The sequence below is a fragment of the Stella humosa genome (assembly GCF_006738645.1).
In the GTDB taxonomy this organism is placed as follows: Bacteria; Pseudomonadota; Alphaproteobacteria; order ATCC43930; family Allostellaceae; genus Allostella; species Allostella humosa.
This window is the reverse complement of sequence record NZ_AP019700.1, coordinates 2040717-2064915: the sequence shown is the minus strand read 5'-3', so window position 1 is coordinate 2064915 and position 24199 is coordinate 2040717. Positions and strand designations below refer to the sequence as shown.

20 protein-coding genes are annotated in these 24199 nt (G+C 68.5%); 7 read left to right on the top strand and 13 right to left on the bottom strand.

All coding sequences use genetic code 11. The features are described 5' to 3' along the window. Positions 1 to 10: 10 nt before the first annotated feature. From STVA_RS09685 to STVA_RS09670, 4 genes are read right to left on the bottom strand one after another with little or no spacing between them, the layout of a single operon-like run. Positions 11 to 505, bottom strand: coding sequence for an NUDIX domain-containing protein (locus STVA_RS09685; RefSeq protein WP_123688854.1), 495 nt, complete (start codon positions 503 to 505; stop codon positions 11 to 13). Positions 506 to 515: 10 nt separating this feature from the next. After that, positions 516 to 1340 carry an SDR family oxidoreductase gene (locus STVA_RS09680; RefSeq protein WP_123688855.1) on the bottom strand — a complete coding sequence of 275 codons (825 nt, stop codon included), beginning with the start codon at positions 1338 to 1340 and terminating at the stop codon, positions 516 to 518. 13 nt (positions 1341 to 1353) lie between these two features. After that, entirely contained in the window at positions 1354 to 2607 is a 1254-nt protein-coding gene (locus STVA_RS09675) for an acyl-CoA dehydrogenase family protein (protein ID WP_123688856.1), read from the bottom strand. Positions 2608 to 2647: 40 nt separating this feature from the next. Further along, the gene (locus tag STVA_RS09670; RefSeq protein ID WP_123689816.1) at positions 2648 to 3691 is read right to left on the bottom strand and encodes a phosphotransferase; all 1044 of its coding nucleotides are present in this window, start codon (positions 3689 to 3691) and stop codon (positions 2648 to 2650) included. Between the two features lie 270 nt (positions 3692 to 3961). Between STVA_RS09670 and STVA_RS09665 the strand changes: the two genes are divergently transcribed. From STVA_RS09665 to STVA_RS09655, 3 genes are all read left to right on the top strand, one after another. Next, a complete protein-coding gene (locus STVA_RS09665; protein WP_170216368.1) occupies positions 3962 to 4720 on the top strand; it encodes a TorF family putative porin in 759 nt (252 codons plus the stop codon). 179 nt (positions 4721 to 4899) lie between these two features. Beyond that, positions 4900 to 6534: a 3-(methylthio)propionyl-CoA ligase gene (locus tag STVA_RS09660; protein ID WP_123688858.1), complete on the top strand. Its 1635-nt coding sequence runs from the start codon at positions 4900 to 4902 to the stop codon at positions 6532 to 6534. A gap of 1 nt (position 6535) precedes the next feature. Beyond that, the gene (locus STVA_RS09655) at positions 6536 to 7303 is read left to right on the top strand and encodes a glucose 1-dehydrogenase (protein ID WP_123688859.1); all 768 of its coding nucleotides are present in this window, start codon (positions 6536 to 6538) and stop codon (positions 7301 to 7303) included. A 23-nt stretch (positions 7304 to 7326) separates the two neighbouring features. On the opposite strand, the gene STVA_RS09650 is transcribed toward STVA_RS09655, so the two are convergent. Beyond that, on the bottom strand, positions 7327 to 7767 hold the full coding sequence (locus tag STVA_RS09650) for a hypothetical protein (protein ID WP_142235719.1): 441 nt from the start codon (positions 7765 to 7767) through the stop codon (positions 7327 to 7329). A 205-nt stretch (positions 7768 to 7972) separates the two neighbouring features. Here STVA_RS09650 and STVA_RS09645 point away from each other — a divergent pair, with 205 nt between their 5' ends. After that, the gene (locus tag STVA_RS09645; RefSeq protein WP_123688861.1) at positions 7973 to 9217 is read left to right on the top strand and encodes an MFS transporter; all 1245 of its coding nucleotides are present in this window, start codon (positions 7973 to 7975) and stop codon (positions 9215 to 9217) included. Here STVA_RS09645 and STVA_RS09640 read toward each other — a convergent pair. From STVA_RS09640 to STVA_RS09615, 6 genes are all read right to left on the bottom strand, one after another. Next, positions 9201 to 10376, bottom strand: coding sequence for a phospholipase D-like domain-containing protein (locus STVA_RS09640; RefSeq protein WP_123688862.1), 1176 nt, complete (start codon positions 10374 to 10376; stop codon positions 9201 to 9203). The two genes, STVA_RS09645 and STVA_RS09640, sit on opposite strands and share 17 nt — an antisense overlap. 32 nt (positions 10377 to 10408) lie before the next feature. Next, a complete protein-coding gene (locus tag STVA_RS09635; RefSeq protein ID WP_123688863.1) occupies positions 10409 to 11698 on the bottom strand; it encodes a TRAP transporter large permease in 1290 nt (429 codons plus the stop codon). Between the two features lie 5 nt (positions 11699 to 11703). Next, positions 11704 to 12213 (bottom strand): TRAP transporter small permease, encoded by a 510-nt coding sequence (locus tag STVA_RS09630; protein WP_123688864.1) that lies wholly within the window; start codon positions 12211 to 12213, stop codon positions 11704 to 11706. Positions 12214 to 12308: 95 nt separating this feature from the next. Continuing rightward, the gene (dctP, locus tag STVA_RS09625; RefSeq protein ID WP_123688865.1) at positions 12309 to 13346 is read right to left on the bottom strand and encodes a TRAP transporter substrate-binding protein DctP; all 1038 of its coding nucleotides are present in this window, start codon (positions 13344 to 13346) and stop codon (positions 12309 to 12311) included. A gap of 26 nt (positions 13347 to 13372) precedes the next feature. After that, the gene (locus tag STVA_RS09620; protein ID WP_123688866.1) at positions 13373 to 15064 is read right to left on the bottom strand and encodes a hydantoinase B/oxoprolinase family protein; all 1692 of its coding nucleotides are present in this window, start codon (positions 15062 to 15064) and stop codon (positions 13373 to 13375) included. Between the two features lie 41 nt (positions 15065 to 15105). Next, positions 15106 to 17169: a hydantoinase/oxoprolinase family protein gene (locus STVA_RS09615; protein WP_123688867.1), complete on the bottom strand. Its 2064-nt coding sequence runs from the start codon at positions 17167 to 17169 to the stop codon at positions 15106 to 15108. Positions 17170 to 17298: 129 nt separating this feature from the next. On the opposite strand from STVA_RS09615, the gene STVA_RS09610 reads away from it, so the two are divergent. After that, positions 17299 to 17994, top strand: a complete 696-nt coding sequence (locus tag STVA_RS09610; protein WP_123688868.1) for a cupin domain-containing protein — start codon at positions 17299 to 17301, stop codon at positions 17992 to 17994. A gap of 172 nt (positions 17995 to 18166) precedes the next feature. After that, complete coding sequence (locus STVA_RS09605; protein WP_123688869.1) at positions 18167 to 20704, top strand: EAL domain-containing protein; 2538 nt, start codon at positions 18167 to 18169, stop codon at positions 20702 to 20704. Here STVA_RS09605 and STVA_RS09600 read toward each other — a convergent pair. Together STVA_RS09600 and STVA_RS09595 are read right to left on the bottom strand one after the other, a co-directional pair. Further along, entirely contained in the window at positions 20701 to 20958 is a 258-nt protein-coding gene (locus STVA_RS09600; protein ID WP_197735835.1) for a hypothetical protein, read from the bottom strand. The genes STVA_RS09605 and STVA_RS09600 overlap by 4 nt on opposite strands. 28 nt (positions 20959 to 20986) lie before the next feature. Beyond that, positions 20987 to 21790 carry a transglutaminase-like domain-containing protein gene (locus STVA_RS09595; RefSeq protein WP_123688870.1) on the bottom strand — a complete coding sequence of 268 codons (804 nt, stop codon included), beginning with the start codon at positions 21788 to 21790 and terminating at the stop codon, positions 20987 to 20989. A 234-nt stretch (positions 21791 to 22024) separates the two neighbouring features. On the opposite strand from STVA_RS09595, the gene STVA_RS09590 reads away from it, so the two are divergent. Then, positions 22025 to 24133, top strand: coding sequence for a 3-hydroxyacyl-CoA dehydrogenase NAD-binding domain-containing protein (locus STVA_RS09590; protein ID WP_123688871.1), 2109 nt, complete (start codon positions 22025 to 22027; stop codon positions 24131 to 24133). The last annotated feature ends 66 nt before the right edge of the window (positions 24134 to 24199 follow it).

The window sequence follows — 24199 nt, the reverse complement described above, 5'->3', positions numbered from 1 at the left end:
GGACTTGGTATCAGATCATCTGGAACGCGCCCGTAGCCAGGAAGCGGCGATAGGCTTCCACGCTGCGCGCCATGTTCGGCAGCATCGCCGGCAAGTCATCGGGCGCGAACCAGTCGAGCCGCAGGCTCTCCCCCTGGCTGTCCAGCACCGGGACCTCCGTGAAGCTGCGCGTGCGGAACATCATCACGAAGAACTGGCAGCGGTCGCCATTGGGGAAGGTGATGGTCTCGTAGGCCGGATCGCAGCCGAAGCCGAACGGCTCCAGGTCGGCGACGGCAAGGCCCGTCTCCTCCAACGCCTCGCGGATGGCGACCTGCTCCAGCCCCTCGCCTTCCTCGGCGCTCCCGCCCGGCAGGCCCCAGAGAGCGAAATCGCTGCGCTCCTGCAGCAGGATGCGGCCGGTGGCCGGGTCCTCGATGACAAGGCGGGCGCCCGGCACCAGGAGCATGCGCGAGCCGACGACGGCGCGCAGGCGCCCGAGATGGCTGTCGGCGAAACCGGCCATGGCCCGGCCTTCAATCCAGGAAGAAATCCTGCATGAAGTCCGTCGTGCCCGGCACCACCGAGTAGCGGTCGAGGTCGGTCACGCCGGCCTGGCGGACCACGTCCTCGTCGATGAAGAAGTTGCCGGTCGCCTCGCGCGACGGCCGGGTCAGGATCCAATGGGCGGCGTCGGCCATGATGTCGGTCGTGCGGCAGCGCGCGACCGCGTCGTCGCCGCCCAGCAGGTTGCGGATGGCGGCCGTGGCGATGCCGGTGCGCGGCCACAGCGCGTTCACGCCGATGCCGTCGTCACGGAACTCCTCGGCCATGCCCAGCACGCACATGCTCATGCCGTACTTGGCCATGGTGTAGGCGACATGGCCCTTGAACCAGCGGGGGTTCAGGTTGAGCGGCGGCGACAGCGTCAGGATATGCGGGTTGGCGGACTGGCGCAGTGCGGGCACGCAGGCCTGCGAGCACAGGAACGTGCCGCGCGCGTTCACCTGCTGCATCAGGTCGAAGCGCCGGGCGGGCGTGTCCAGCGTGCCGGTCAGGCTGATGGCGGACGCGTTGTTCACCAGCACGTCGATGCCGCAGAAGGCCTCCACCGTACGCGCCACGGCCGCCCGAACCTGGGCTTCCTCGCGGATGTCGCAGGGGATGGCCAGTGCCCGGCCGCCCGCCTGCTCGATCGCCGCGGCGGCGGTGAAGATCGTGCCCTCCAGCCTGGGGTGCGGGTCGACCGTCTTGGCGGCGATGGCGATATTGGCGCCGTCGCGGGCCGCCCGCAGTGCTATGGCGAGACCGATGCCGCGGCTGGCCCCGGTGATGAACAGCGTCCTGCCGGCCAACGTCATCAGTCGTCTCCCGTCAATCGATCGGAAAGCCGGTCAGCTCGTCGAGCCGGCGGTTACCCAGGCGCTTCTTCTGCTCCTTGATCTCCAGGCGCGAGATGGTGCGCAGATGCACCTCGTCCGGCCCGTCGACGATCTGCAGGGCGCGACCCCAGCTCCAGATGGCGGCGATCGGCGTGTCGCCGGTCAGCCCCTTGGCGCCGAAGGCCTGGATGGCGCGGTTGGCGATCGTGGTCTGCATGCGCGGCACCACGACCTTGATCAGCGACACGTCCTTGCGGGCGGCCTTGTTGCCGTGCTTGTCCATCAGCCAGGCCGTGCGCAGGACCAGCAGGCGCGCCTGCTCGATCTCGGCCCGCGACATGGCAATCCATTCCATGACCGTGCCGTGCTCGGCCAGCGTCTGGCCGAAGGTGCGGCGGTCCTGGGCGCGCTGCATCATCAGGTCGAGCGCCACTTCGCACTGGCCGATCGAGCGCATGCAGTGGTGGATGCGGCCGGGGCCGAGACGGGCCTGGGCCATCTCGAACCCCTGCCCTTCCGAACCCAGCAGGTTGGCGACCGGCACCTTCACGTTGTCGAAGACGACCTCGCAATGGCCCTCGGGCGCCACATGGTTCATCACGGTCGGGTTGCGGATGACCGAGAAGCCCGGCGTGCCGAACGGGATCAGGATCATGCTCTGGCGGCGATGGGTCTCGGCGTCCGGGTTGGTCACGCCCATGACGATGGCGATCTTGCAGCGCGGGTCGGCCGCGTTGGTGATGAACCACTTGCGGCCGTTGACGACGTAGTGGTCGCCCACCCGCTCGATCCGGGTCTGGATGTTGGTGGCATCCGATGAGGCGACCGCCGGCTCCGTCATGGCAAAGGCCGAGCGGATCTTGCCCTCGAGCAGCGGGCGCAGCCAGTCCTTGTACTGCTGCTCGCTCGCGAACATGTGCAAGAGCTCCATGTTGCCGGTGTCGGGGGCGTTGCAGTTGAAGATTTCCGACGACCACATGATGTGGCCCAGCAGTTCGGCGACCGGGGCGTAGTCGAGGTTGTTCAGCCCGTTGCCCGGCTCGTCGGGACGCAGGCTGGGCAGGAACAGGTTCCACAGCCCCTCGGCCTTCGCCTTGGCCTTCAAGTCCTCGATGAAGGGCGGCGGAAAGACGCCGGCATGCACCGATGCCTCCCAGTCGCGGGCGCGCGGCACGATGTGCTCGTCCATGAAGCGGCGCACGCGGGCCTGCACGTCCAGCGACTTTTCGGAATAGGCGAAGTCCATCGTCGGTCCCTCGGGGATTTTGGGTCGGGAGTGGTGTCGGTCAGTCGGCAGCGCGCGCGATGTCCCAGCCTATGTCGGCGATGACAACACCCAGCCCGCCGACCTCGAAGGCATCGGCCGATGCGGCGTTGCCGGCCTTGGCGCGGGCGAGGATGCCCTCCAGGATGACCGCGAGGCGGAAGAGCGCGAAGGCGAGGTGGAACGGCTGCAGCACCACCGGCTCGGCCGCGAACCGGCCATAGGCGGCGACGTAAGCATCCTGCGACGGCACGCCCAGGGCGGCGAGGTCAAGGCCGGCCAGGCCGCGGAAGACATGCGGCGGCGTGTGGTACTGGATGCAGTTGTAGGCAAGGTCGGCCAGCGGATGACCCAGCGTCGCCAGTTCCCAGTCGAGGATGCCGATCACGCGGGGCTCGGTCGGGTGGAACATCAGGTTGTCGATGCGGAAATCGCCGTGGCAGATCGAGACTTGGTCGCCGGGCGGCACCCGCTGCGGCAGCCATTCCGCCAGCCGGTCGACGGCCGGGTTCTCGTGCGTCTTCGATTCCTGCCACTGCCGCGTCCAGCGCGCGATCTGGCGGCCGAAATAATTGCCGGGCCGGCCGAAATCGGCCAGCCCGATCGCCTGCCAGTCGGCCTTGTGCAGGCGGGCCAGGGCATCCGCCATGCCGAGCCAGATGCCCTCGCGCTCCCCCCGCTCCAGTTCGGGCAGGGCCGGGTTCCAGAAGATCCGCCCGACCAGCCGCTCCATCACATAGAAGGGCGTGCCGATGACCTCGCGATCGGCACAGAAATGCAGGGTCGTCGGCACCGGCACGTCGGTACCCGCCAGGGCCGTCAGCACCCGGTACTCGCGATCGACCGCGTGGGCCGACGGCAGGAGCTGTCCCGGCGGCTGCTTGCGCAGGATCATGTCGCACCCGTCGGCCGACAGGAGGAAGGTGGGGTTGGACTGGCCGCCGCGCATCTGGCGCACGGAAAGCGGCCCGGCGAAGCCCAGGGCCTGGCGCAGGTGGCGCTCGAGCGCCGCCTCGTCGAAACGGTGGGCGTCCCTGGTGGGGATGGTGTCTGGTTCGTCGGTCATGCTGGCGGGGGTCATGCTGGTGCCGACACTCTAAGCCGCCGACCAAGGGAAACAAGGCCGACGCGCATGCATGAACTGCCCAACTTGTAATCAGACCTGTCGTATGACGGTCATATTCCAGGCTTCGGGCGGGCATCAGGGCGGCGTCAAGGGCCGACGCGAACCTGATGCGACTTGGCACGTGCCTTGCCCTACTCAGGAATGCGCAATCCTGCACCCCCCATCATGGCGGGGGCCGGTTGCCTCGCCTTCCTGACGTCGGGGGTTTCGATGTCGTTCCGTTCCCTGCTGGCCTTGCCTATCGCCGCCGCCCTGTTCGCGGCACCCGCCTTCGCACAGGATGCGAAGCCCAAGCTGATCCCGGGCGACCTCACCGCGACGGTGACGCTCGGCACCGACTATCTCTATCGCGGCATCTCGCAGACCGACGAGAACCCGACCATCCAGGGCTCGATCGACTACAGCCTGATGTTCAATCCGGGCATCGGCGTCTATGCCGGCCTCTGGGCCTCGAACCTGAACTTCAAGGACGGAAACGAAGCCACCATCGAGATGGACCTCTATGGCGGCATCAAGGGCGAGGTCGCGGGCCTCACCTGGCAGGCCGGCATGATCGGCTATTTCTATCCGGGCGCCTCCAGCCGCCTGAACTACGACTTCTATGAATTCGCCGGCAAGCTCGGCTACGATTTCGGCATCGCCTCGCTGTCGGGCGGCCTCAACTACTCGCCGGACTTCTTCGGCAAGAGCGGCGACGCCTGGTACCTCTATGGCGACGCCAAGGTGCCGATCCCGGGCGCCCCGCTCGACCTGGCCCTGATCGGCCATCTCGGCCACCAGTGGATCGACCGCAACGACCGCTACGGCACGCCCGACTATCTGGAATGGCAGGCCGGCCTGACCGCCACGGTCGAGGGCTTCACCCTGTCGCTGGTCTATGCCGACACCGACATCCGCAAGTCGGAATGCGGCGGCGGCCGGACGATCTGCGGTGCCCGCGCCATGTTCACGGTGTCGAAGACCTTCTAGGCCCTATCTTCCTTCGCGTTTCCTCCCAGCCTCGGGGGGCGCCATCGCAGCGATGCGGTGCGCGCCCCCTTTTCTTTTGCCGCACCCGTCCTTGCCACCGGGCCGAGCCGTTCCCTATCCTTCGGGACAATTCGCCGGCCGCGCCCGCGCCCGCGACACACGAACGGGGAGTGACGCCCATGCAGGGCTTGATGATGGACGTGCCGCTGCTGATCTCGGGCCTGATCCAGCATGCCGCGCGCTATCACGGCGATACAGAGATCGTCACCCGCACCATCGAGGGGCCGATCCATCGCTACACCTGGGCGGACGCCTATGGCCGGGTCCAGCAGTTGGCCAACGCGCTGAAGGACCTGGGCGTGCAGCCGGGCGACCGGCTGGCGACGCTGGCCTGGAACACCCACCGCCACCTGGAGCTCTACTACGGCATCTCGGGCATGGGCGCGGTCCTGCACACCATCAACCCGCGCCTCTTCCCCGACCAGATCCGCTACATCGTGAACCATGCTGACGACCAGTGGATCTTCGTCGACCTCAGCTTCGTGCCCCTGCTGGAGAAAGTGGCGGGCGACTTCGCGAACGTGAAGGGCTACGTCGTCCTGACCGACGATGCCCACATGCCGGCCACCACGCTGCCCAACGCGCGCTCCTACGAGAGCCTGATCGCGGGCCAGCCTGCGGCGTTCGACTGGCCGCAGTTCGACGAGAAGACGGCGTCGTCCCTCTGCTACACGTCCGGCACCACCGGCAACCCCAAGGGCGTGCTCTATACCCACCGCTCGACGGTCATCCATTCCTATTGCGTCTGCGCGCCGGACGCGCTCGGCATCTGCAGCCGCGACGTCATCCTGCCCGTCGTGCCGATGTTCCACGTCAACGCCTGGGGCTGCGCCTACTCCACCGCCATGGCCGGCGCCAAGCTGGTGCTGCCGGGCGCCAAGCTCGACGGCGCCAGCCTGCTGGAGCTGTTCGAGACCGAGCAGGTGAACTGCACGCTGGGCGTGCCCACCGTCTGGCTCGGCCTGCTGGCGCACATGGAGTCGACGGGGTCGAAGTTCTCCAGCCTGAAGCGCCTCGTGGTGGGCGGATCGGCCGCCCCCCTGTCGATGATCGTCACGCTGGAGGAAAAGTACGGCGTCGATGTCATCCACGCCTGGGGCATGACCGAGATGAGCCCGATCGGCACCACCGGCGTGCTGAAGGGCAAGATGCTGACCCTGCCCAAGGATGACCGCTACAAGCTGAAGATGAAGCAGGGCCGCGTCGTCTATGGCGTGGAGCTGAAGATCGTCGATGACGCCGGCACCCGCCTGCCCCATGACGGGGTGGCCCAGGGCGAACTGCTGGTGCGCGGCCCCTGGATCACGTCCGGTTACTACGAGGACGAGGCGGCAACCAAGGCCGCCTTCGATTCCGAAGGCTGGTTCCGCACCGGCGACATCTGCACCATCGACGCCGACGGCTTCGTGCAGATCACCGACCGCGCCAAGGACATCATCAAGTCCGGCGGCGAGTGGATCAGCTCGATCGACCTGGAGAACGCCGCCGTCGGCCATCCGGGCGTGGCCGAGGCGGCCGTCATCGGCGTCCATCACCCGAAATGGCAGGAGCGCCCGCTGCTGATCATCAAGCCGCGCACGGCCGGTGGGGTCGACAAGGCCGAGATGATGACGTTCCTGGAAGAGCGGGTGGCCAAGTGGTGGCTGCCCGACGACATCGTCTTCGTCGACGAACTACCGCACACCGCCACGGGCAAGCTCTTGAAGAGCAAGCTGCGCGAGGAGTTCGGCCGCCACCAGCTCCCGGGGGCCTGAGATGGCGGCCAGGGTCACGGGCAGGGTCGCCGGCAAGGTGGCGCTGGTCACCGGCGCCGGCGGGGGCCTCGGCCGGGCCTTCTGCCGGGCGCTGGCCGGCGAAGGGGCGCAGGTGGTGGCGACCGACCGCGACCTGGCGGCCGCGGCCGCCACCGCGGACGAATGCGGCGGGCTGGCGCTGGCGCTCGATGTCACCGACGAGGCGGCCTGGATCGCCACCATGGCGGAGGTGGCCCGGCGCCTCGGCCGGCTCGACGTGCTGGTCAACAATGCCGGCATCGCCATCCTCAACACCATCGAGGACACGACGATCGAGGAATGGCGCCTGACCATGGGCGTCAACCTCGACGGGGTGTTCCTCGGCTGCAAGCATGGCATCGGCCTGATGAAGGCGACCGGCGGCTCGATCATCAACCTGTCGTCCGTGTCGGGCCTGGTGGGCGGCCACAACCTCGCCGCCTACAACGCCAGCAAGGGCGGCGTGCGGCTGCTGACCAAGTCGGTGGCGCTGCACTGCGCGCGGGCGGGCTATGGCATCCGCTGCAACAGCGTGCATCCGAGCTTCGTCAACACGCCCATGGTCGACGGCATGCTGGCCGGCGCGCCCGACCCCGAGGGCACCCGCCGCCGGCTGGCCCGCCAGATCCCGCTCGGCCGCATGGGCGAGACCGACGACATCGCACCGCTCGTGGTCTATCTGGCCTCGGACGAATCGCGCTTCGTCACCGGGTCCGAGATGGTGGTGGATGGCGGCCTGACGGCCGCGTGAAGGCAATCGTCAACGGCTGACGTCTATCGCTTTACCGCGAGCGGTACGATCGTCGCTTCGATCCCGTGCCATCGCGCGCCCTGGGCCGCCAGATCGACCCGGCAACGGCCGACCGACGCGCTGATGCGTTTGCTGAACGAGGTACCGGCATTCCCGCCCATGTTGCGCTCACGCGTAACTGACCGCGATGCGTAGAGCCGATCCTGTTGCGCGCTCGTCCAGCCGGAGCGAACCGGTCCGCACGCCTTGCCCAGCAGCACGTCTACAATCCGGGTGAACGGCCATTCGTCATCATCGATTCCGTTCCAGGTCATCTGCGCCCTGACGCGCCCTGGGGTGATAGACACCTCCGGCTCGCGAAAGGTTTCGAGCACCATCCATCCTGGGTTGGGCTCCGACGGTTTTATCTCGACGCCGGGGAACAGGGCCGGAAGATCGCCCGGCTGGATAGTCAACTGCGCCAAGGCCGGGCCGGACCCGACCACAGCGGCGAACACAGCAGCAACAACGGTCCTAAATAGATAACATTTCATACCATTAATACACCATAACGTGTCCCTCTTAGCAACAAGTCCCTGCGCGATTAAAAATTTGACCCTCCAGTTTCATTGCGCCGATCCTTCCCCGCCCGCTAAGGTCGACGTCCCAGAGGCAGCCCCGAGCCGCATCATGTCCCCCGCTCCATCGTCGGCGTCCGGCGGCGCCGGGCTTGCCGTGCGCATCATCGCGCCCTTTGCGGCGGCCTACTTCCTGTCGCTGTTCTTCCGCTCGATCAACGCGCTGATCGCGCCCGACCTGGTGGGCGAGTTGCGGCTGGGGCCGGAAGACCTGGGCCTGCTGACCTCGATGTACTTCCTGACATTCGCGCTGTTCCAGCTACCGCTGGGGGCGCTGCTGGACCGCTTCGGCGCGCGCCGGGTGCAGGGGACGCTGGTGGCGGTGGCCGCGATCGGCGCCTGCGTCATCGCGGTCGGCCACGATCTGGTAACCGTTGCGATCGGCCGGGCCCTGGTCGGGCTCGGCTTCGCGGGCGGGCTGATGTCGGCCTACAAGCAGATGGCGGACTGGTTTCCCCCTGCCCGGCTGCCGCTGTTGAACGGGCTGTTCCTGGGTTTCGGCAGCCTGGGCGCGGTGGTGGCGACCGCACCGGCCGAGATGATCGTGGGCACCGTCGGCTGGCGCGGCCTGATGCTGATGGGCGGCGGGGCGGCCCTGCTGGCGGCGATCGCCCTGTGGCTGGTGGTGCCGGAGCGGCCGCGCGTTGCCGCCCCCGTCCCCATCGCCCGCCAGCTCCGCGAGCTCTTCACCGTCATCTATCGCGACCGCCTGTTCTGGCGGGTGGCGCCGATGACGCTGTTGGGATTTGCCAGCGGCTCGGCCATCCAGACCCTGTGGGCGGGCCCGTGGCTGCGCGACGTCGCCGGCTTCGCCCGGCCGGACGTGGCGACGCAACTGATGATCATGGCCCTCGCCCTCAGCCTGGGCTCGGCGCTGGGGGGCGTGATCGCCGAGGCGCTGCGCCGCTTCGGCATCGGCACGCTGGCCGTGGCCGGCGGGGCGGCCGTGCTGTTCATGCTGGCCGAACTGGGCATCGTACTGGAATGGGTGTCGGGCTCGGCCGCACTGTGGGCGGTCTTCGGCGCCACCTTCAACGTCATCACGCTGACCTATGCCGCCCTGTCGCAGCATTTCGGGCCGGCCTTCGCGGGGCGCGCCAACACCGGCATGAACCTGCTGTCGGGCAGCGGCGCCTTTCTGCTGCAGTATGCCATCGGCGGCATCATCGGCCTGTGGCCGCGCACGGCCGAGGGCGGCTACGACCCGCAGGGCTACCAGGTCGCCTTCGCGGTCCTGCTCGGCCTGCAGGTGCTGGCGTTTGCCTGGTTCCTGCTGGCCCCTACCCGCAAAGCCTGACCGCCAGCCCCTGGCGGCGCCCCGAGCGATTGGCGTCGGCGATGCGGCGATAAAGGGCGAGTGCGGCGCGGTCGTCCAGAGCATCCACGTCCACGCCCAGATGCTCGGCCAGCAGGTCGCAGCGCAGTCGGCGGACGACGGCCGGATCATGGAACGACAGGTTTAGCTCGCTGTGCTCCAGCAGCGAGCGCGCATGCAGGTTGCACGACCCGATCGTGCCCCAGGCATCGTCGACCAGCATCAGCTTGGCATGGACATGCACCGGCGCGTCCGCGACCAGGGTCGCCGCCGTGAAGTTCGGATGGGCGAACAGCCGGGCCAGATGGTCCGGCATGGGTGTGCGCATGGTGTCGGCCGGGACCAGGGCCACCACCGTCACGCCACGATCCAGCGCCTCAGCCAGCACGGCCGCCACGGGCGCCGCCGGCAGCGCCTGGTTCTCGATGTAGATCGTCCGCTGCGCCGCCGTGATGGCGAGGCAATACTGCTCCAGGATCGTGCGCTCGGCCCCCGGCAGGTTGCGCTGGACCTGCGCCAGGCTGTCGCCCCTGGCCGGCCCCGGCGCGCCCGGCAGCGCCATCGGCGGATCCTCGCCATCGGGCCAGCGCCCGTCCGGCTCGCTGGCGGCGCGGTTCCAGCGATCGGCGAAATTGTGGTGCACGTCGCGCGCCGACGGGCCGGCCAGTTCGAGATAGGCGTCGTGCTGCTGGTCGGGGCCGGCATGGCCGGGCACCCCCGCCAGCCCGGCGGTCAGGTTGATGCCGCCGACGAAGGCGATCTCGGATGCCTGGCCGGCATCGACGAGCCAGCTCTTCTGGTGATGGCAGGCGCCGCCCGGCGCCCGGTCCCAGCGGGCACGCCAGCCGGACCGGCGGTCTGCCAGCAGCGCGCGATCCGCGGCGGTGCCGGCGAAGACCTGGCCATACCCGGCGCTCTCCGGGTTGGGCCGCCAGAACAGCACGCGCACGTCGAGCCCGCGCGCGGCTGCCCGGTCGAGAAGATCGAAGACCGACCCCAGCCGATCCGGCAACGCCCGGTGCGGGTCGACGAAGGCGACCGTGACCCAGACGGCGTGGCGGGCGGCCTCGACCGCGGCCCCGATCCGCCGGAAGGCCGGCACCCCGTCGACCAGCGGCACCAGCCGGTTGCCCGGCCGCACGGGATAGGACCCGCCGGCCGGGAACGGGGTGCCTAACCCATCATCGAAGGCAGCCACAGGGCGATGCCGGGCACGACCGTGAGAATCAGGACACCGAACAGCAGAAGCAGCCAGTACGGCACCGCCGCCTTGGCCGCCTGTCCAAGCGAGACCTCATGCTTGGTGATGGCCGCCAGGACGAACAGGTTCATGCCGACCGGCGGCGTCAGCATGCCGACCTCGATCAGGATGGTGATGACAACACCGAGCCAGACCGGATCGAAGCCCATGCCGGTCATCACGGGATAGGCGAGCGGGATCGTCAGCAGCATCAGCGACACGCCGTCGAAGAAGCAGCCCAGGATGAGATAGGTGACGACCACCAGTACCAGGACCCAGTATTTCGAGACGCCGAGATCGACCACCCCCTGCATGACCTGGGACGGAAGACCCAGAATGCTGACCGCCTGCGACAGGATCAGCGAGCCGATGATCACCAGCACGATCGACGAGAAGACCAGCGTGGTGTTGAGGAACGCGGCCCAGGTCTTCTTCAAGGTCAGTTCGCCGAAGAGGAAGCCGACGACTATCGCCGCCGCAACGCCCAGCCCGGCCGCCTCGGTCGGGGTCGCCCAGCCCAGGAAGACCGTGCCCAGGCATGCGAACACCAGCACGACGAGCGGCCATGTGCCGAGCAGGCCGCGCAACTGCTCTCCCAGCGTCGGCCGCTCGCCATCCTGTGGCGTCAGATGCGGGTTCCGCTTGGCCGATATATAGATCCAGGCCATGAAAAGCCCGGCCATCATCAGCCCGGGGATGATGCCCGCCAGGAACAGGCGACCGATGGAGACTTGCTGCGTCGCGCCGTACAGCAGCAGAGACAGGCTGGGCGGTATGAGCAGCCCCAGCGTGCCGCCGGCGGCGAGCGAGGCCACGACCGCCGGCTTGTCATAGCCGCGCCGCGTCAGTTCGGGATAGGCGACGGTGCCAACGGCCGCCGCCGTCGACGTGCTCGTTCCCGCCACGGCGCCGAACAGGGCGCAGACGGCAATGTTGGAGTGGAGCAACCGGCCCGGCACGCGGTGGAACAAGGGCGCCAGACCGGAGTAGAGCCGGCGGCTGAGCCCGCTCTCCATCATGAGGTCGCCCATGAACATGAACAGCGGGATCGAGCTGAGCGTGAAGTCCGTCAGCACGTTCCAGACTGCCGTCACGGCCAGCGACGTGGCGCCGCCCGCTTCGAAATGCAGGATCGCCATGCCCGTCAGGGCCAGACCGATGCCGACGGGGACGCCGGTCAGGGCGGTGATGCCGAGCCCACCGGCGAAATAGAGCCAGAACATCGGCGTCAGACCTCGGGCGGGGCTTCGTCGTCATCGGGGGATGGGCCCCGCACCCAACGCACCAGCATGCCGATCCCGGCCGCCGCGCACATGATCGGCATCAGCGCCATCCACGGGAACAGCGGGATTCCCCCCATGTCGGAGCGCGCGTTCAAGGACAACGAGAAGGCCGCGAACTCCCACGACTGGGCCGCGAAAACGGCACAGAAGACGATCACCAGCAGCGCCGCCACCTTGTCGGTGATGCGTCGCACGGCCGGCGGCAACTTGTCGGGAATGAGCGTAATGCGCAGATGGCGGTTGTGCAGCGTCGCCCATGGCAGACCGATGAAAGCCACGGCCACGAACAACAGGCCCACCAGTTCCTCGGTGAAGCGGAACGGGGCGCCGACGAAATACCGCATGACGGATGCCAGCACGACGAACGTCGTCATCAGCATCCCCGCCACCACGCCGATCCACAGCAGACCCGTAAACAGCCGGTCTATGCTGCGCCAAACCACGTTCATGCCCATCCCCCCGAAAGGCCAACGGCTGCCGACACGCTGGACAAAGGACCCGCCCTCGCCATTCCGGCAAGGGCGGGCCGCTTGCTAGGCCGGTCCGGCGATCAGTTGCCCAACCCCTTCAGGACCGCCTCGTAGTTCTCGACCGCCTTGGGGCCGAGGCTCTTGGCGGTCTTTTCCCAGACCTCGCGCGCGGTCTTGGTGAAGGCCGACTGGTCGGTGTCCGGGAACGGCGGCAGCTCCTTGCCACCCTTCTCGACGAACAGCTTGGCCGCCTCGCGGTCGTAGTTGCCCGACAGGTAGTTCTTGATCGTCTCCTGCTGCGTCGCCACCGCGGCGTCGGCGACGATCTTGCGGACATCCGCCGGCAGCGCGTCATACGCCTTCTTGGATACGATGATGTGCAGCGGGTGCAGGACGTAGGGGAAGAGGTAGCTGGCGTTGGGTGCCACCTCGTGCAGCGAGACGGTGGTCGCAAAGCCGATCGGATAGACCGCGCAATCGACGACGCCCGTCTTCATCGCCACATAGAGGTCGTTCTGGCCGACGATCTGCGCCGACACGCCGAGCTCGGCGAAGGTGTCGACGTGGAACTTCTCCCACACGCGCAGCTTCTTGCCCTTAAGCTGGGCCAGCGACGACACCGGCTCCTTGCACATGATGTGGGTGTCGCGCGTCGGATGCATGACGTATCCGAGCAGCTCGATGCCCCACTTCTTGTAGGTCTCCTCGTAGATCTTGGTCAGCGCCGGCAGGCCGTCGACCATCTTGGCCGGTTCCTTGACCACGCCGGGCGGCAGGGTCGAGGCATATTCCGGCACGTCGCGCGTCATGTAGCCGGGATAGAGGCCGGCGATCTGGATGACGTTGCCGGCGGGCAGGATGCGCAGCATGTCGACGTCCTTGACGCCCAGCGTGCCGCCCTGGTGCAGGTCGATCTTGAGCTTGCCGGCGGCCTTCTCGTTCACCATGTCGGCAAAGCGCTTGTAGGCCTGGGCTTCCGGCCGGGCCGGCACCCAGACGATGTGCATCTTCCAGGTGGTCTGGGCCGACACTTCGGCCGGATTGGAGGCCACGCCGACGAGGGCGGCCGCCAGGGCCGCCATGCCGACGGCGGCGTGACGCAACGCGCTGTTCCCCATTGCCCTGCTCCTGCTCTTGGTTGTCGCTACTCGGCCGCGGTGCCGTAGAGCCGCGCCGCCTCTTCCGCGCTCACCTTGCCGTTGGCGATGTCGGCATCCACCAGGTCGCGCTCGCGCTCGCCTGCCGGGCCGTAGCCGCCGCCGCCCGCGGTTTCCACCAGCAGCCGGTCGCCCGGCTTCAGCACCGTCACCAGCTTCGACGGCACTGTCTCCTCCGTGCCGTCGGCGCGGATGATGACCGAGCGCGCGGGCGCCCCCGCCTCGCCGCCATTGGCACCGGCGGCCGGGCAGAAATGGCGCTCGCCGCGATGCGTCAGCGTCGCCTCGACGTCGAGCATCTCGAACTCCTTGATCAGGCCGAGCCCGCCGCGCCGCTTGCCGGCCCCGCCGGAATCCCGCCGCAGCTCGACCCGCAGCACGCGGACCGGCGCCTCCATCTCCAGCGCCTCGGCCGGCAGATTCATGCAGTTCGACGCATCGGTCTCGACCACGTCGACGCCGTCGCTGCGCCGCGCCGCACCGCTGCCGCCGGCGATCAGCTCGCCCACCACGAAGTTCCCCGAACCATCCGGCTTGCGCCCGCCGAAGGCCAGCGTAAGCAGCTCGCCACCGGAATCGGCCGGCACCTTCTCGGGCAACGCCTGCTGGAAGGCACCGATGATGCAGCCGGTGATGCGCTTGATGGCGGCCGTGCGCGAGCCGACGGGGGCGGGCTCCTTGGGGTTCACCATCGAGCCTTCGGGCAGGTGCAGCGACACCGGGCGGAAGCAGCCGGCATTGGTCGGAATGCTGGGGTCGGTCAGGGCGCGCACGGCGAAGTAGGCGGCCGCCTGCGAGCCTGAGCGGACAACGTTGAACGGCCCCTTCAACTGCCGGCTGGTGCCGGTGAAGTCGCAATGGATGGCGCCGTTCTCGACCGTGACCGCCACCTCGATGCGGATGCGGCGGTCGAGCTCGATGCCGTCATTGTCCATGTAGTCGACATACTTGTAGGTGCCGGACGGGATGGCGCGCAGGGCCTCGCGCGTCATCGCCTCGGACTTCTCCAGCAGTTCCTGGAAGATGGTCGTCAGCAGGTTGTCGCCATAGGCGTCGGCCAGGGCTGCGATGCGCCGGGCGCCGATCGTGCAGGCGGCGATCTGGGCGTTGAGGTCGCCCATCAGCACGTCCGGGATGCGCACGTTGAGCCGCAGCATCTTCACCAGCGTGTCGTTCATCACGCCGGCATCGCGCAGCTTCAGCGGCGGGATGCGCACGCCCTCCTGATAGATCTCGGTGGCGTTGGTCGGGATCGAGCCCGGCGTCATGCCGCCCACATCCTGATGGTGCGTCATCGAGGCCGACAGCGCGATCGGCCGGCCGCGATACATGACCGGTACGACGATGGCGATATCCGGCAGGTGGGTCCCCCCCAGATAGGGGTCGTTCATGATGTAGACGTCGCCCTCCTTCATGGTGGAGAGCGGGAACTCCTTCAGCAGCGTCTCGACGATCGGGATGAGCGTGGCCAGGTGGATCGGCACGGCGCAGGCCTGGGCCAGCGTCTCGCCGGCGATGGTGAAGAGGCTGGCCGACGCGTCCATTCCCTCCTTCACGATCGGCGAGAACGAGCTGCGCAGCAGCGTCGATTCCATCTCGTTGGCGATGCCGTCGAGCTTGTGGCGCACGACCTCGACGGTGATCGGGTCGAGCTGCAGGTGGGGCTGGGCGCTGGTCATGGCCGGGCTCCTTTCCGAGCGTTGGGTCGGGCGTCCTGTACTCAGGCGTCCTGGAAGGTGAGGATCATCGAGCCGCCGGCATCGATCATGCCATGCCAGCCGGGTTCGACGAGGGTGGTCGTGTCGGGCTGCTCGACGATGGCCGGGCCGGCGAAGGTGAAGCCCGGCGCCATCGCCGCGCGGTCATAGACCTTGGCCTCGACCGGGCCGGTCATCTCGGCCACCAGCAGCCGCCGGGTGCCTTTTTCGGGCGAGCCCGGCTGCCATTCCATCGCACCCTCCAGGCCGCCGCCGCCGCCCGCCTGGTGCACGGCACGCAGGTTGACGATGCGCGCCGGAATGCGGGTCGCATGGCCATAGACGCGGTCATGGTCGACCAGGAAATCGTCATAGAGCCGGTCCAGCGGCGCCGACTCGTCCATGCGCAGCGGCACTTCCAGCGTGTAGGACTGGCCGACATAGCAGACGTCGGCGGCATAGCGGATGGTGACGGGGTCGCCGTTTAGCTGCTCGCGCGCCATCAGGTCGCGGCAGGCGGCATCGAGCCCGTCCAGCACCGTGCGGATATCGGCCAGGCTGCTGTCGGCGACCGAATGGCCGAAGGCCGTCGCCATCTCGTGCTCGACCGGCGCGGCCAGCAGGCCGGATGCGGACAGGATGCCGGGATGGCGCGGCACCAGGACGCGCGTGATCGACAGGTCGCGCGCCAGCGCGGTCGCATGCACCGCCCCGCCGCCGCCCAGCGGCATCAGCGCGAAGCGGCGCGGGTCGAGGCCCTGGCGGATCGAGACCAAGCGAATGCCCTCGGCCATCTGCGCGTTCAGCACGCGGTGGATGCCCAGCGCCGCCTGCTCCAGCGTCATGCCCAGGGGGCCCGCGATGTGGTCGCGGATCGCCTTCTCGGCCAGGTCGGGGCGCAGCGTCATGGCACCGCCCGCGAAATATTCCGGGTTCACGTAGCCCAGCACGACCGACGCGTCGGTCACGGTCGGCTTCTCGCCGCCGCGGCCATAGCAGGCCGGCCCCGGCTCCGAGCCCGCCGACTGCGGGCCGACGCGCAGGCCGCCGCCACGGTCGATCCAGGCGATGCTGCCGCCGCCCGAGCCGATCGAGTTGACGTCGACCATGGCAACGCGCACCGGATAGCCGTCGATCACCCCCTCCGATCGCACCAGGGCGCGGCCCTTGTCGATGAGGGCGATGTCGCAGCTCGTGCCGCCGATATCGACGGTGATCAGGTCTTCGATGCCGGCCGCCTCGCCGGCCATGCGGGCGCCGATGACGCCGGCCGCAGGCCCGGACAGGAACAGGCGCACCGGCCGCTGGCGGGCGACGGAGGAGACCATCAGCCCGCCGCGCGACTGCATGACCTGCAAGGGCGCCGGCACGCCGGCCGATTCGAGCCCCGTCTCCAGCCGCGCCAGGTAGCGGTCGATGACCGGCTTCACATAGGCGTCGAAGGCCGTCACGACGGTACGCTCGTACTCGCGGAAGGCAGGGTCGACCTCGTGCGAGACGGCGACCTTCAGGGTCGGATGGGCCTCGCGCACGATCTCGGCCGCGCGGGCTTCGTGGGCGGGGTTGCGGAACGAGAAGAGGAAGCAGATGGCGATGGCCTCGACCCCGTCGGCGGCCAGTTCGGCCGCGGCACGGCGGACGTCGTCCTCGTCGAGCGGCAGCAGCACGGTGCCGTCGGCGGCGACGCGCTCGCGCACCTGCTTGCGCCGTGCGCCGGGGGCCAGGAACACCGGCGTCTCCCCGTCCAGCACCACGCCATACATCTGGTGGCGCATCTGCCGGCCGACCTCGAGCACGTCGCGGAAGCCGTCGGTGGTGATCAGGCCGATGCGCGCGCCCTTGCGCTCCAGCACGGCGTTAGTCGCGACCGTCGTCCCATGAGCGAAGCGGGTGATGTCCCCGGCCGCGATGCCCCACTCGCTGGCCATCAGGGCCACGGACTGGAGAACGGCCTGGCTCTCGTCCTTCCGCGTGGTGGGAAGCTTGACGAATCTGACCTTTCCATCGGAGGAACGGCACACGACATCAGTGAATGTCCCGCCGATATCCACACCGACCTGGATGCCGCCCCGCGTGCTGTCGACCATGCCCAACTCTACCGCACGTCATTGTCTGGAAATTCATCCTGGCACGCATTCGGCCCGGACGACAATCCCGTTAAAAAACGATATGCTATTTTTTAATGACGTGCCCGCAGGCCCCATTCGGAGGACGCCATGAGCCACACGACTTCGCCCCGCGCCCTGCGCCAGCACCCGATCGAGGCAATTTCCGAGCCGCCTGAGATGGTCGAGGACGAGGTGCACGAGACCCCTGCCGCGCGCGGGAAGGGCAAGGTGGCCGATGTGTGGCTCGGCAACCAGTTGCGTGCGCTGCGCAAGGCGAAAGGACTGTCGCTGGCCCAGGTGGGTGCCTCGGCCGGCCTGTCGATCGGCATGGTAAGCCAGATCGAGCGCGGGCTGGCCTCCCCCTCCATCCGATCCCTGCGCAAGCTGGCGGACGCGCTCGACGTGCCGGTCGCCTGGTTCTTCCATGCCGACGCCGGCCGGCCCGAGGCCGAGCTGAAGATGGTCGTCCGGCGCGAGGACCGCCGCCAGCTACGCCTGCCGACCGTCGGCACCAACGCCGACCTGGTGGTGATGGACCTGCTGACCCCGGACCTGTCCGGCGACATCCAGCTCCTGATGATGACGCTGGAGCCGGGGTTCACCTCCGGCGAGACGCACAAGCATCGCGGCGAGGAGGCCGGCCTCGTCGTCGCCGGCCGGCTGCGGCTGTGGCATGGCGACCAGGAGTTCCTGCTGAACACCGGCGACAGCTTCCGCTTCCCGTCCACCGTGCCGCACCGCTACGCCAATGCCAGCGACGGCCCGACCGAGGTGGTGTGGGTGCTGAGCCCGCCGCTCGTTTAGTCCGCGCAGTTGCGGCTCCCTGCCAATTCTGCGAGCGTATGACGCACAGGGATCGGGCAGCCATGCCCGTTTCGTCGAGCGCCCGGTGCAATATGTGCTTCTGCAGATGCGGATCGAGGACCCTCCGGGCACGCGGCGCGCTTGACGGCGTCCGATCAATCGGCCCAATGCCATGCATGCGATTGCGTTCGTCGGCCCCGAGGTAGACCTCGCCCGGGCATTGCAGGGCGCCTACTCCCCGGCGCTGGTGCTTCTGTCTGTCGCCATTTCGATCGTTGCCGCCTTCGTCGGGCTTCAGCACGTCCACCTGATCAGGGCGGCAGGTTCGCGGGGCGTCGGTTTCGTCTGGCACGTGATGGCCGCCCTGGCGCTCGGCGCCGGGGTGTGGGCGATGCATTTCGTGGGCATGCTGGCGTTCGAGCTGCCGGTGGCGGTGGCCTACCTTCCGGCCCTGACAGCCGGCTCCATGGTACCCGCCATCATCGCCGCCTTCATCGCGCTTACCATCATCGGTCGCGAGCGGGTGACCCTCGCCGGTACGCTGGCCGGGGGCGTGATCATGGGTCTCGGCATCTGCGCCATGCACTATATCGGCATGGCCGCGATGGTGGTCCCGGCCGATATGTACTTTCGCAAGGGTCCGTTCTTCGCCTCGATCGGCCTGGCCATCCTGATGGGCTCGGTTGCCCTGTCGGCACAGGCCATGCTGCACCGGATCATCGCCTCGCCCCTGCTCGTCACGCTGTTCAGCGCTGTGGCAATGGGACTGGCCGTCTCTTCCATGCATTACGCGGCGATGGAATCGACGGTCTACGTGCCGACGTCCGACCTGCAGCAGGCGATTGCCGCCGAAACGGTGTCGCGCCCGATACTGGCTGGCGCGGCGGCCCTGGCAACGGCGTTCATCCTGCTGGTGTCGCTGGTCTCGACGCAGCTCCGACGCCGGATTGCCGATGCTGCCGAAAGCGCCGCGCGGTCGGAGATAAAGGCCGGGATCCTCGACGACCAATTGCGGACGATCGCATCTCGCGTGCCGGGCGTCGTTTATCAGTTCCGCCGGCGGCCGGACGGGACCTACTGCTTTCCCTATGCGAGCGAGGCAATGAGCGGCGTCTTCGGGGTGTCGGCCGACATGGCCGTCGAATCCGCCGATCCCGTCTTCGCCCGTATCCATCCCGATGATCTGGCCCGAATGGTCGCATCGATCGAGGAGTCCGCCCACCTTCTCGCACCCTGGCAGTGCCAGTTCCGCATCCTCCTGCCGGATGGAACCGAGCGCTGGCTGTTGGGCAACTCGATCCCGCGGGCGGAATCGGACGGAACCGTCAACTGGAACGGCTTCGTAATGGACGTCAGCGCCCAGCGCGAGGCGGAGGAGACGATCCAGCGGCTGGCCTTCCACGACAGCCTGACCAACCTGCCCAACAGGCGGCAGCTCTATGACCGGCTGGAGCGGAGCGCCGGCCGCCTGCAACGCAGGCGCCAGTATGGCGCGCTGTTCTTCGTCGACCTGGACCGCTTCAAGCTGCTGAACGACCTGCGCGGCCATGTCGCCGGCGACATGCTGCTCCAATCGATTGCCCGACGCCTGGTCACGGTGACCGAACCGGACGACATCCTGGCCCGCCTGGGGGGCGACGAGTTCATTGTCGCCATCGAGCGTCTGGGCGCGGATGAGCAGAACGCATCCGACCAGGCCGGACAGTTCGGGCGCATGCTGCTGGCGGCCGTGCGCGACGGCGGGCCTGACCAGCCCGTCCTCAACAATACACCCGGCTGCTCTGCCAGCATCGGCATCTGCATCTTCGGCGGACCCGAGAGGATCACCGGAGAGGAGATCGTGCGTCGGGCCGACACCGCCATGTACAACGCCAAGAAGGCCGGCGGAAACGCGTTCCGTGTCTTCGACAGAGCCATGCTCGATGCGATGGCCGCCCGCCATGTCCTGGAAGAAGACCTGCGCGCCGCCATCTCGGCCCAGCAGTTCGAACTGCATTTCCAGGCGCAGGTCGATGCGGCCGGGCACCTGGTCGGGGCGGAGGCGCTGCTGCGCTGGCGGCACCCGCGCGACGGCCTGGTGATGCCGGGCAGCTTCATCCCGCTGGCCGAGGAGACCGGCCTGATCGTACCCATCGGCAACTGGGTACTGGAGGCGGCGTGCAACCAGCTCCGTGCCTGGCAGGCCCGGTCGGAGGCCCGGCATCTGACGCTGGCCGTCAATGTCAGCGCCCGCCAGTTCTACCAGGAGGATTTCGTCGATCGCGTCATGTCCGGGATCTCGCAGGCGGAAATACCCCCCGCCCGGCTGAAGATCGAGATCACCGAATCCCTGCTGCTGCGCGACCTGCTCGACGCGCGTACCAAGGTGGGGACACTGCGCGACCACGGCGTGCGCTGCGCCATCGACGATTTCGGCACCGGCTATTCGTCGCTCTCCTACCTCGCCAACCTCGACGTGGCGGAGTTGAAGATCGACCGCAGCTTCACGAGCAAGCTGGACGGCGCCGACAACCAGAAGGAATTGGCGATCGTCCAGGCCATCGCCAGCCTGGGCCGCCGTCTCGGACTTGAGGTGTGTGCCGAAGGCGTGGAAACCTACGCCCAGTACGAGGTCCTGAGAGCTGCCAGGTGCAACCTCTTCCAGGGGTATCTGTTCGGCAAGCCCGTCCCCGTCGACGACCTGATGCCGGCCCTGACGGATCAGGCCTAGAAGGCGACCGGCCGGGTCGCCAGCCAGCGCACCTGCCGGTCCGCGGCTTCGCGCATGGCGCCCTTCGTATCGAAACGAAGCGTCGCGAATCCGGTGACCGGTGTCCACCTTCCGGCATCCTCCGGGTCGCGGCGGTACTCCTCGAAGCCGAAGCTGCCGTCGGCGCGCACGAACAGGTCGACGCAGCGGTTGCTCTCGTCATTCTCGATACTGGCAAACACCGTCTCGGCCCCGCCCCTGCGCATCGTCAGCATCCCATCCGGCGCCGATATCGGCGGCAGCCTACACCTCTTCGGCCCAGACCTTGAAGCCGCTCAGCACGTTGGGGCCGAACGTATGGGTCAGCGGTACGTCGGCGGCGTCGCGGCCATGGGCGATCTTGATGCGGCCGATGCGCGGCGCGTTGTTGCGCGGGTCGAACGCATGCCAGCGGCCGCCCAGATACACCTCCATCCAGGCCGCGAAATCCATCGCCTCGTAGGGCGGCGGCAGGCCGATGTCGGTGATGTAGCCGGTGCAGTAGCGGGTCGGGATGTTCATGGCGCGGCACAGGGTGACCGCCAGGTGGGCATAGTCGCGGCACACGCCGACGCGCTCGGACCAGGCCTCGGCCGCCGTCCGCGTCGGGCGCGAATACTGGTAGCCGAAGGTGATGTGGTTGTGGACGAAGTCGCAGATCGCCTGCACCCGGCCCCAGCCCGGCTGGGTATGGCCGAACATCTGCCAGGCGTCCGCGGACAAGCGGTCCGTCTCGCAGTAGCGGCTCCCAAGCAGGAACAGCAGCGTCTCGGACGGCAGTTCCTCGACCGGGTGCTGGATCGCCTGCCAGTCGGCCTGGTCGGGCATGCCGTCGTCACGGATGACGCAGTCGACGCCGATGGTGAAGCGCCCCGGCGGGGCCACCACCCGGCTGCACCAGTTGTCGAAGCTGTCGCGATAGCTTTCGACCGGCACCGGCGGCGTGGTGATCAGGTGGTCGGGCCCCTCCAGCGCGCCGGCGCGGCTGTGATGCACGTTGAGGATGACGATCATCGGCGTCGGACTGGGGACGTCGTAGGTCATTTCGCAGCCGAGCCGAATGCGCATCGAGAAGGTTCCTCCGGAGTGGGTCAGAAAATTTGGGGTCGCGGCGGCGATCGAACGCGCCCGTTCGCCCCACGCCGACCTTCAACGCGGAGATGGACGGGAGGTTGCTTCCATAAAGCACGTTTCGCGCCGGGCGCCGTCATGATCAATCGAACGCCAGGTGCCACCGGATTGCGCGGCGCCCGACCGGGCCACTAAGGTGCGGGCCGGTCCAGATCATCCAGGGTACAGCCGATGTCCTCCCTCGTCCGCACCACGACCCAGGACGGCGTCGTCATCATCGCCGTCGACAACCCGCCGGTGAACGCCCTGTCGATCGGCGTGCCGGACGGCATCATGGACGCGCTGACGGCAGGCGCGGACGATCCGGCCATCGGCGCCTTCGTGCTGCTGGGCGCCGGCCGCACCTTCATCGCCGGCGCCGACATCCGCGAGTTCGGCCGACCGCGCCCACCCGGCGCCAAGACCATCTTCGACCTGATCGCCGCCCTGGAGGCCTCGCCCAAGCCCGTCGTGGCCGCCATCCACGGCACGGCCCTGGGCGGCGGGCTGGAGGTGGCGCTGGCCTGCCACTGGCGCGTCGGCGTCAAGGGCTCGCAGTACGGGCTGCCCGAGGTGAAGCTGGGCATCCTGCCCGGCGCCGGCGGCACCCAGCGCCTGCCCCGGCTGACCGGGGTCGAGGCCGCCGCCAAACTGATCGTGTCCGGCGACTTCGTGCCCGTGGACAAGGCGCTCGCGCTGGGCATCGTCGATGCGGTCGTCGAGGGCGACCTGGCGGAAGCCGGAGCCGCCTTCGCCCGCCAGGTCGTGGCCGAGCGGCGGCCGCTGCGCCGGGTGCGCGACATGAACGACCGGCTGGCGGTGCCGGACGGGTTCTTCGAGGGCATGCGCAAGTCGATCGCCCGGTCCGGCCGCGGCCAGGTCGCCCCCTGGCGCTGCATCGACTGCGTCGAGGCCGCCGCCACCCTGCCCTTCGATGAAGGCATCCGTCGTGAGCGCGCGCTGTTCGAGGAATGCCTGGCCTCGCCGCAGTCCAAGGCACTGCGCCATTTCTTCTTCGCCGAGCGGGAGGTCGGCAAGATCCCCGACGTGCCGAAGGACACGCCCGTGCAGGCCGTCGCCCGGGCCGCCATCATCGGCGCCGGCACCATGGGCGGCGGCATCGCCATGAACTTCGCCAGTGCCGGCATCCCGGTGACGCTGGTGGAGACCGCGGCCGACGCGCTCGAGCGCGGGCTCGCCACCATCCGCGCCAACTATGCCCGCACCGTCGCGTCGGGCCGCCTGCCGCAGGCGGCGATGGACAAGGCGATGGCGCAGTTGACCGGCACGCTCGACCTGGCGGCCGTCGCCGACGCCGACATCGTCATCGAGGCGGTGTTCGAGGACATGGGCGTGAAGAAGGACCTGTTCGCGCGCCTCGATGCCATCGCCAAGCCCGACGCGATCCTGGCCACCAACACCTCGACGCTCGACGTCGACGAGATCGCATCGGCGACCAAGCGGCCCGAGAAGGTGATCGGCACCCACTTCTTCAGCCCCGCCAACGTGATGAAGCTGCTGGAGGTGGTGCGCGGGGCCAGGACCGACCGCACCACCATCGCGTCGACCATGGCGCTGGCCAAGCCGCTGAAGAAGGTGGCCGTCCTGGTCGGCGTCTGCGACGGCTTCGTCGGCAACCGCATGCTGGCGGGCTACATGCGCCAGGCCCTGTTCCTGCTGGAGGAAGGGGCGCTGCCGCAGGACGTCGACCGGGCGATCCAGGATTTCGGCTTCGCCATGGGGCCGTTCGCGATGATGGACCTGGCCGGCAACGACGTGGAATGGCGCATCCGCAAGCATCGCGAGAAGACCAGCCCGCGCCCATCCAACCAGCGCTTCTCGCGCCTGCCCGACCTGATCTGCGAGGAGGGCCGGTTCGGACAGAAGACCGGCGCCGGGTGGTATCGCTACGAGCCGGGCGACCGCACGCCCCATCCCGACCCCGCCATCGCGGCGCTGATCGTCGAGGAGGCGCGCGCGTCCGGCATCACGCGGCGCGCCATTCCGGCCGAAGAGATCGTGCAGCGCTGCCTGCTGCCGCTGATCAACGAGGGGGCCCGCATCCTGGACGAGGGGCTGGCGCTGCGCCCGGGCGATATCGACGTCATCTGGGTCTACGGCTACGGTTTCCCCTCCTGGAAGGGCGGCCCGATGTTCCATGCCGACCAGATCGGCCTGCCCGAGGTGCTGGCCCAACTGCGCCGGCTCGAAGCCGAGCAGGGCAGCTTCTGGACGCCGTCCCCCCTCATCGTCCGGCTGGCCGAGAGCGGCCAGGGCTTCGCCAGCCTGAAGGCCGGCTGAGGCCGCTTGCCGCCGCCCGCCTGGCGGCATACGAACAGCCCACGCTGACAGCCCCAATCGAGAATC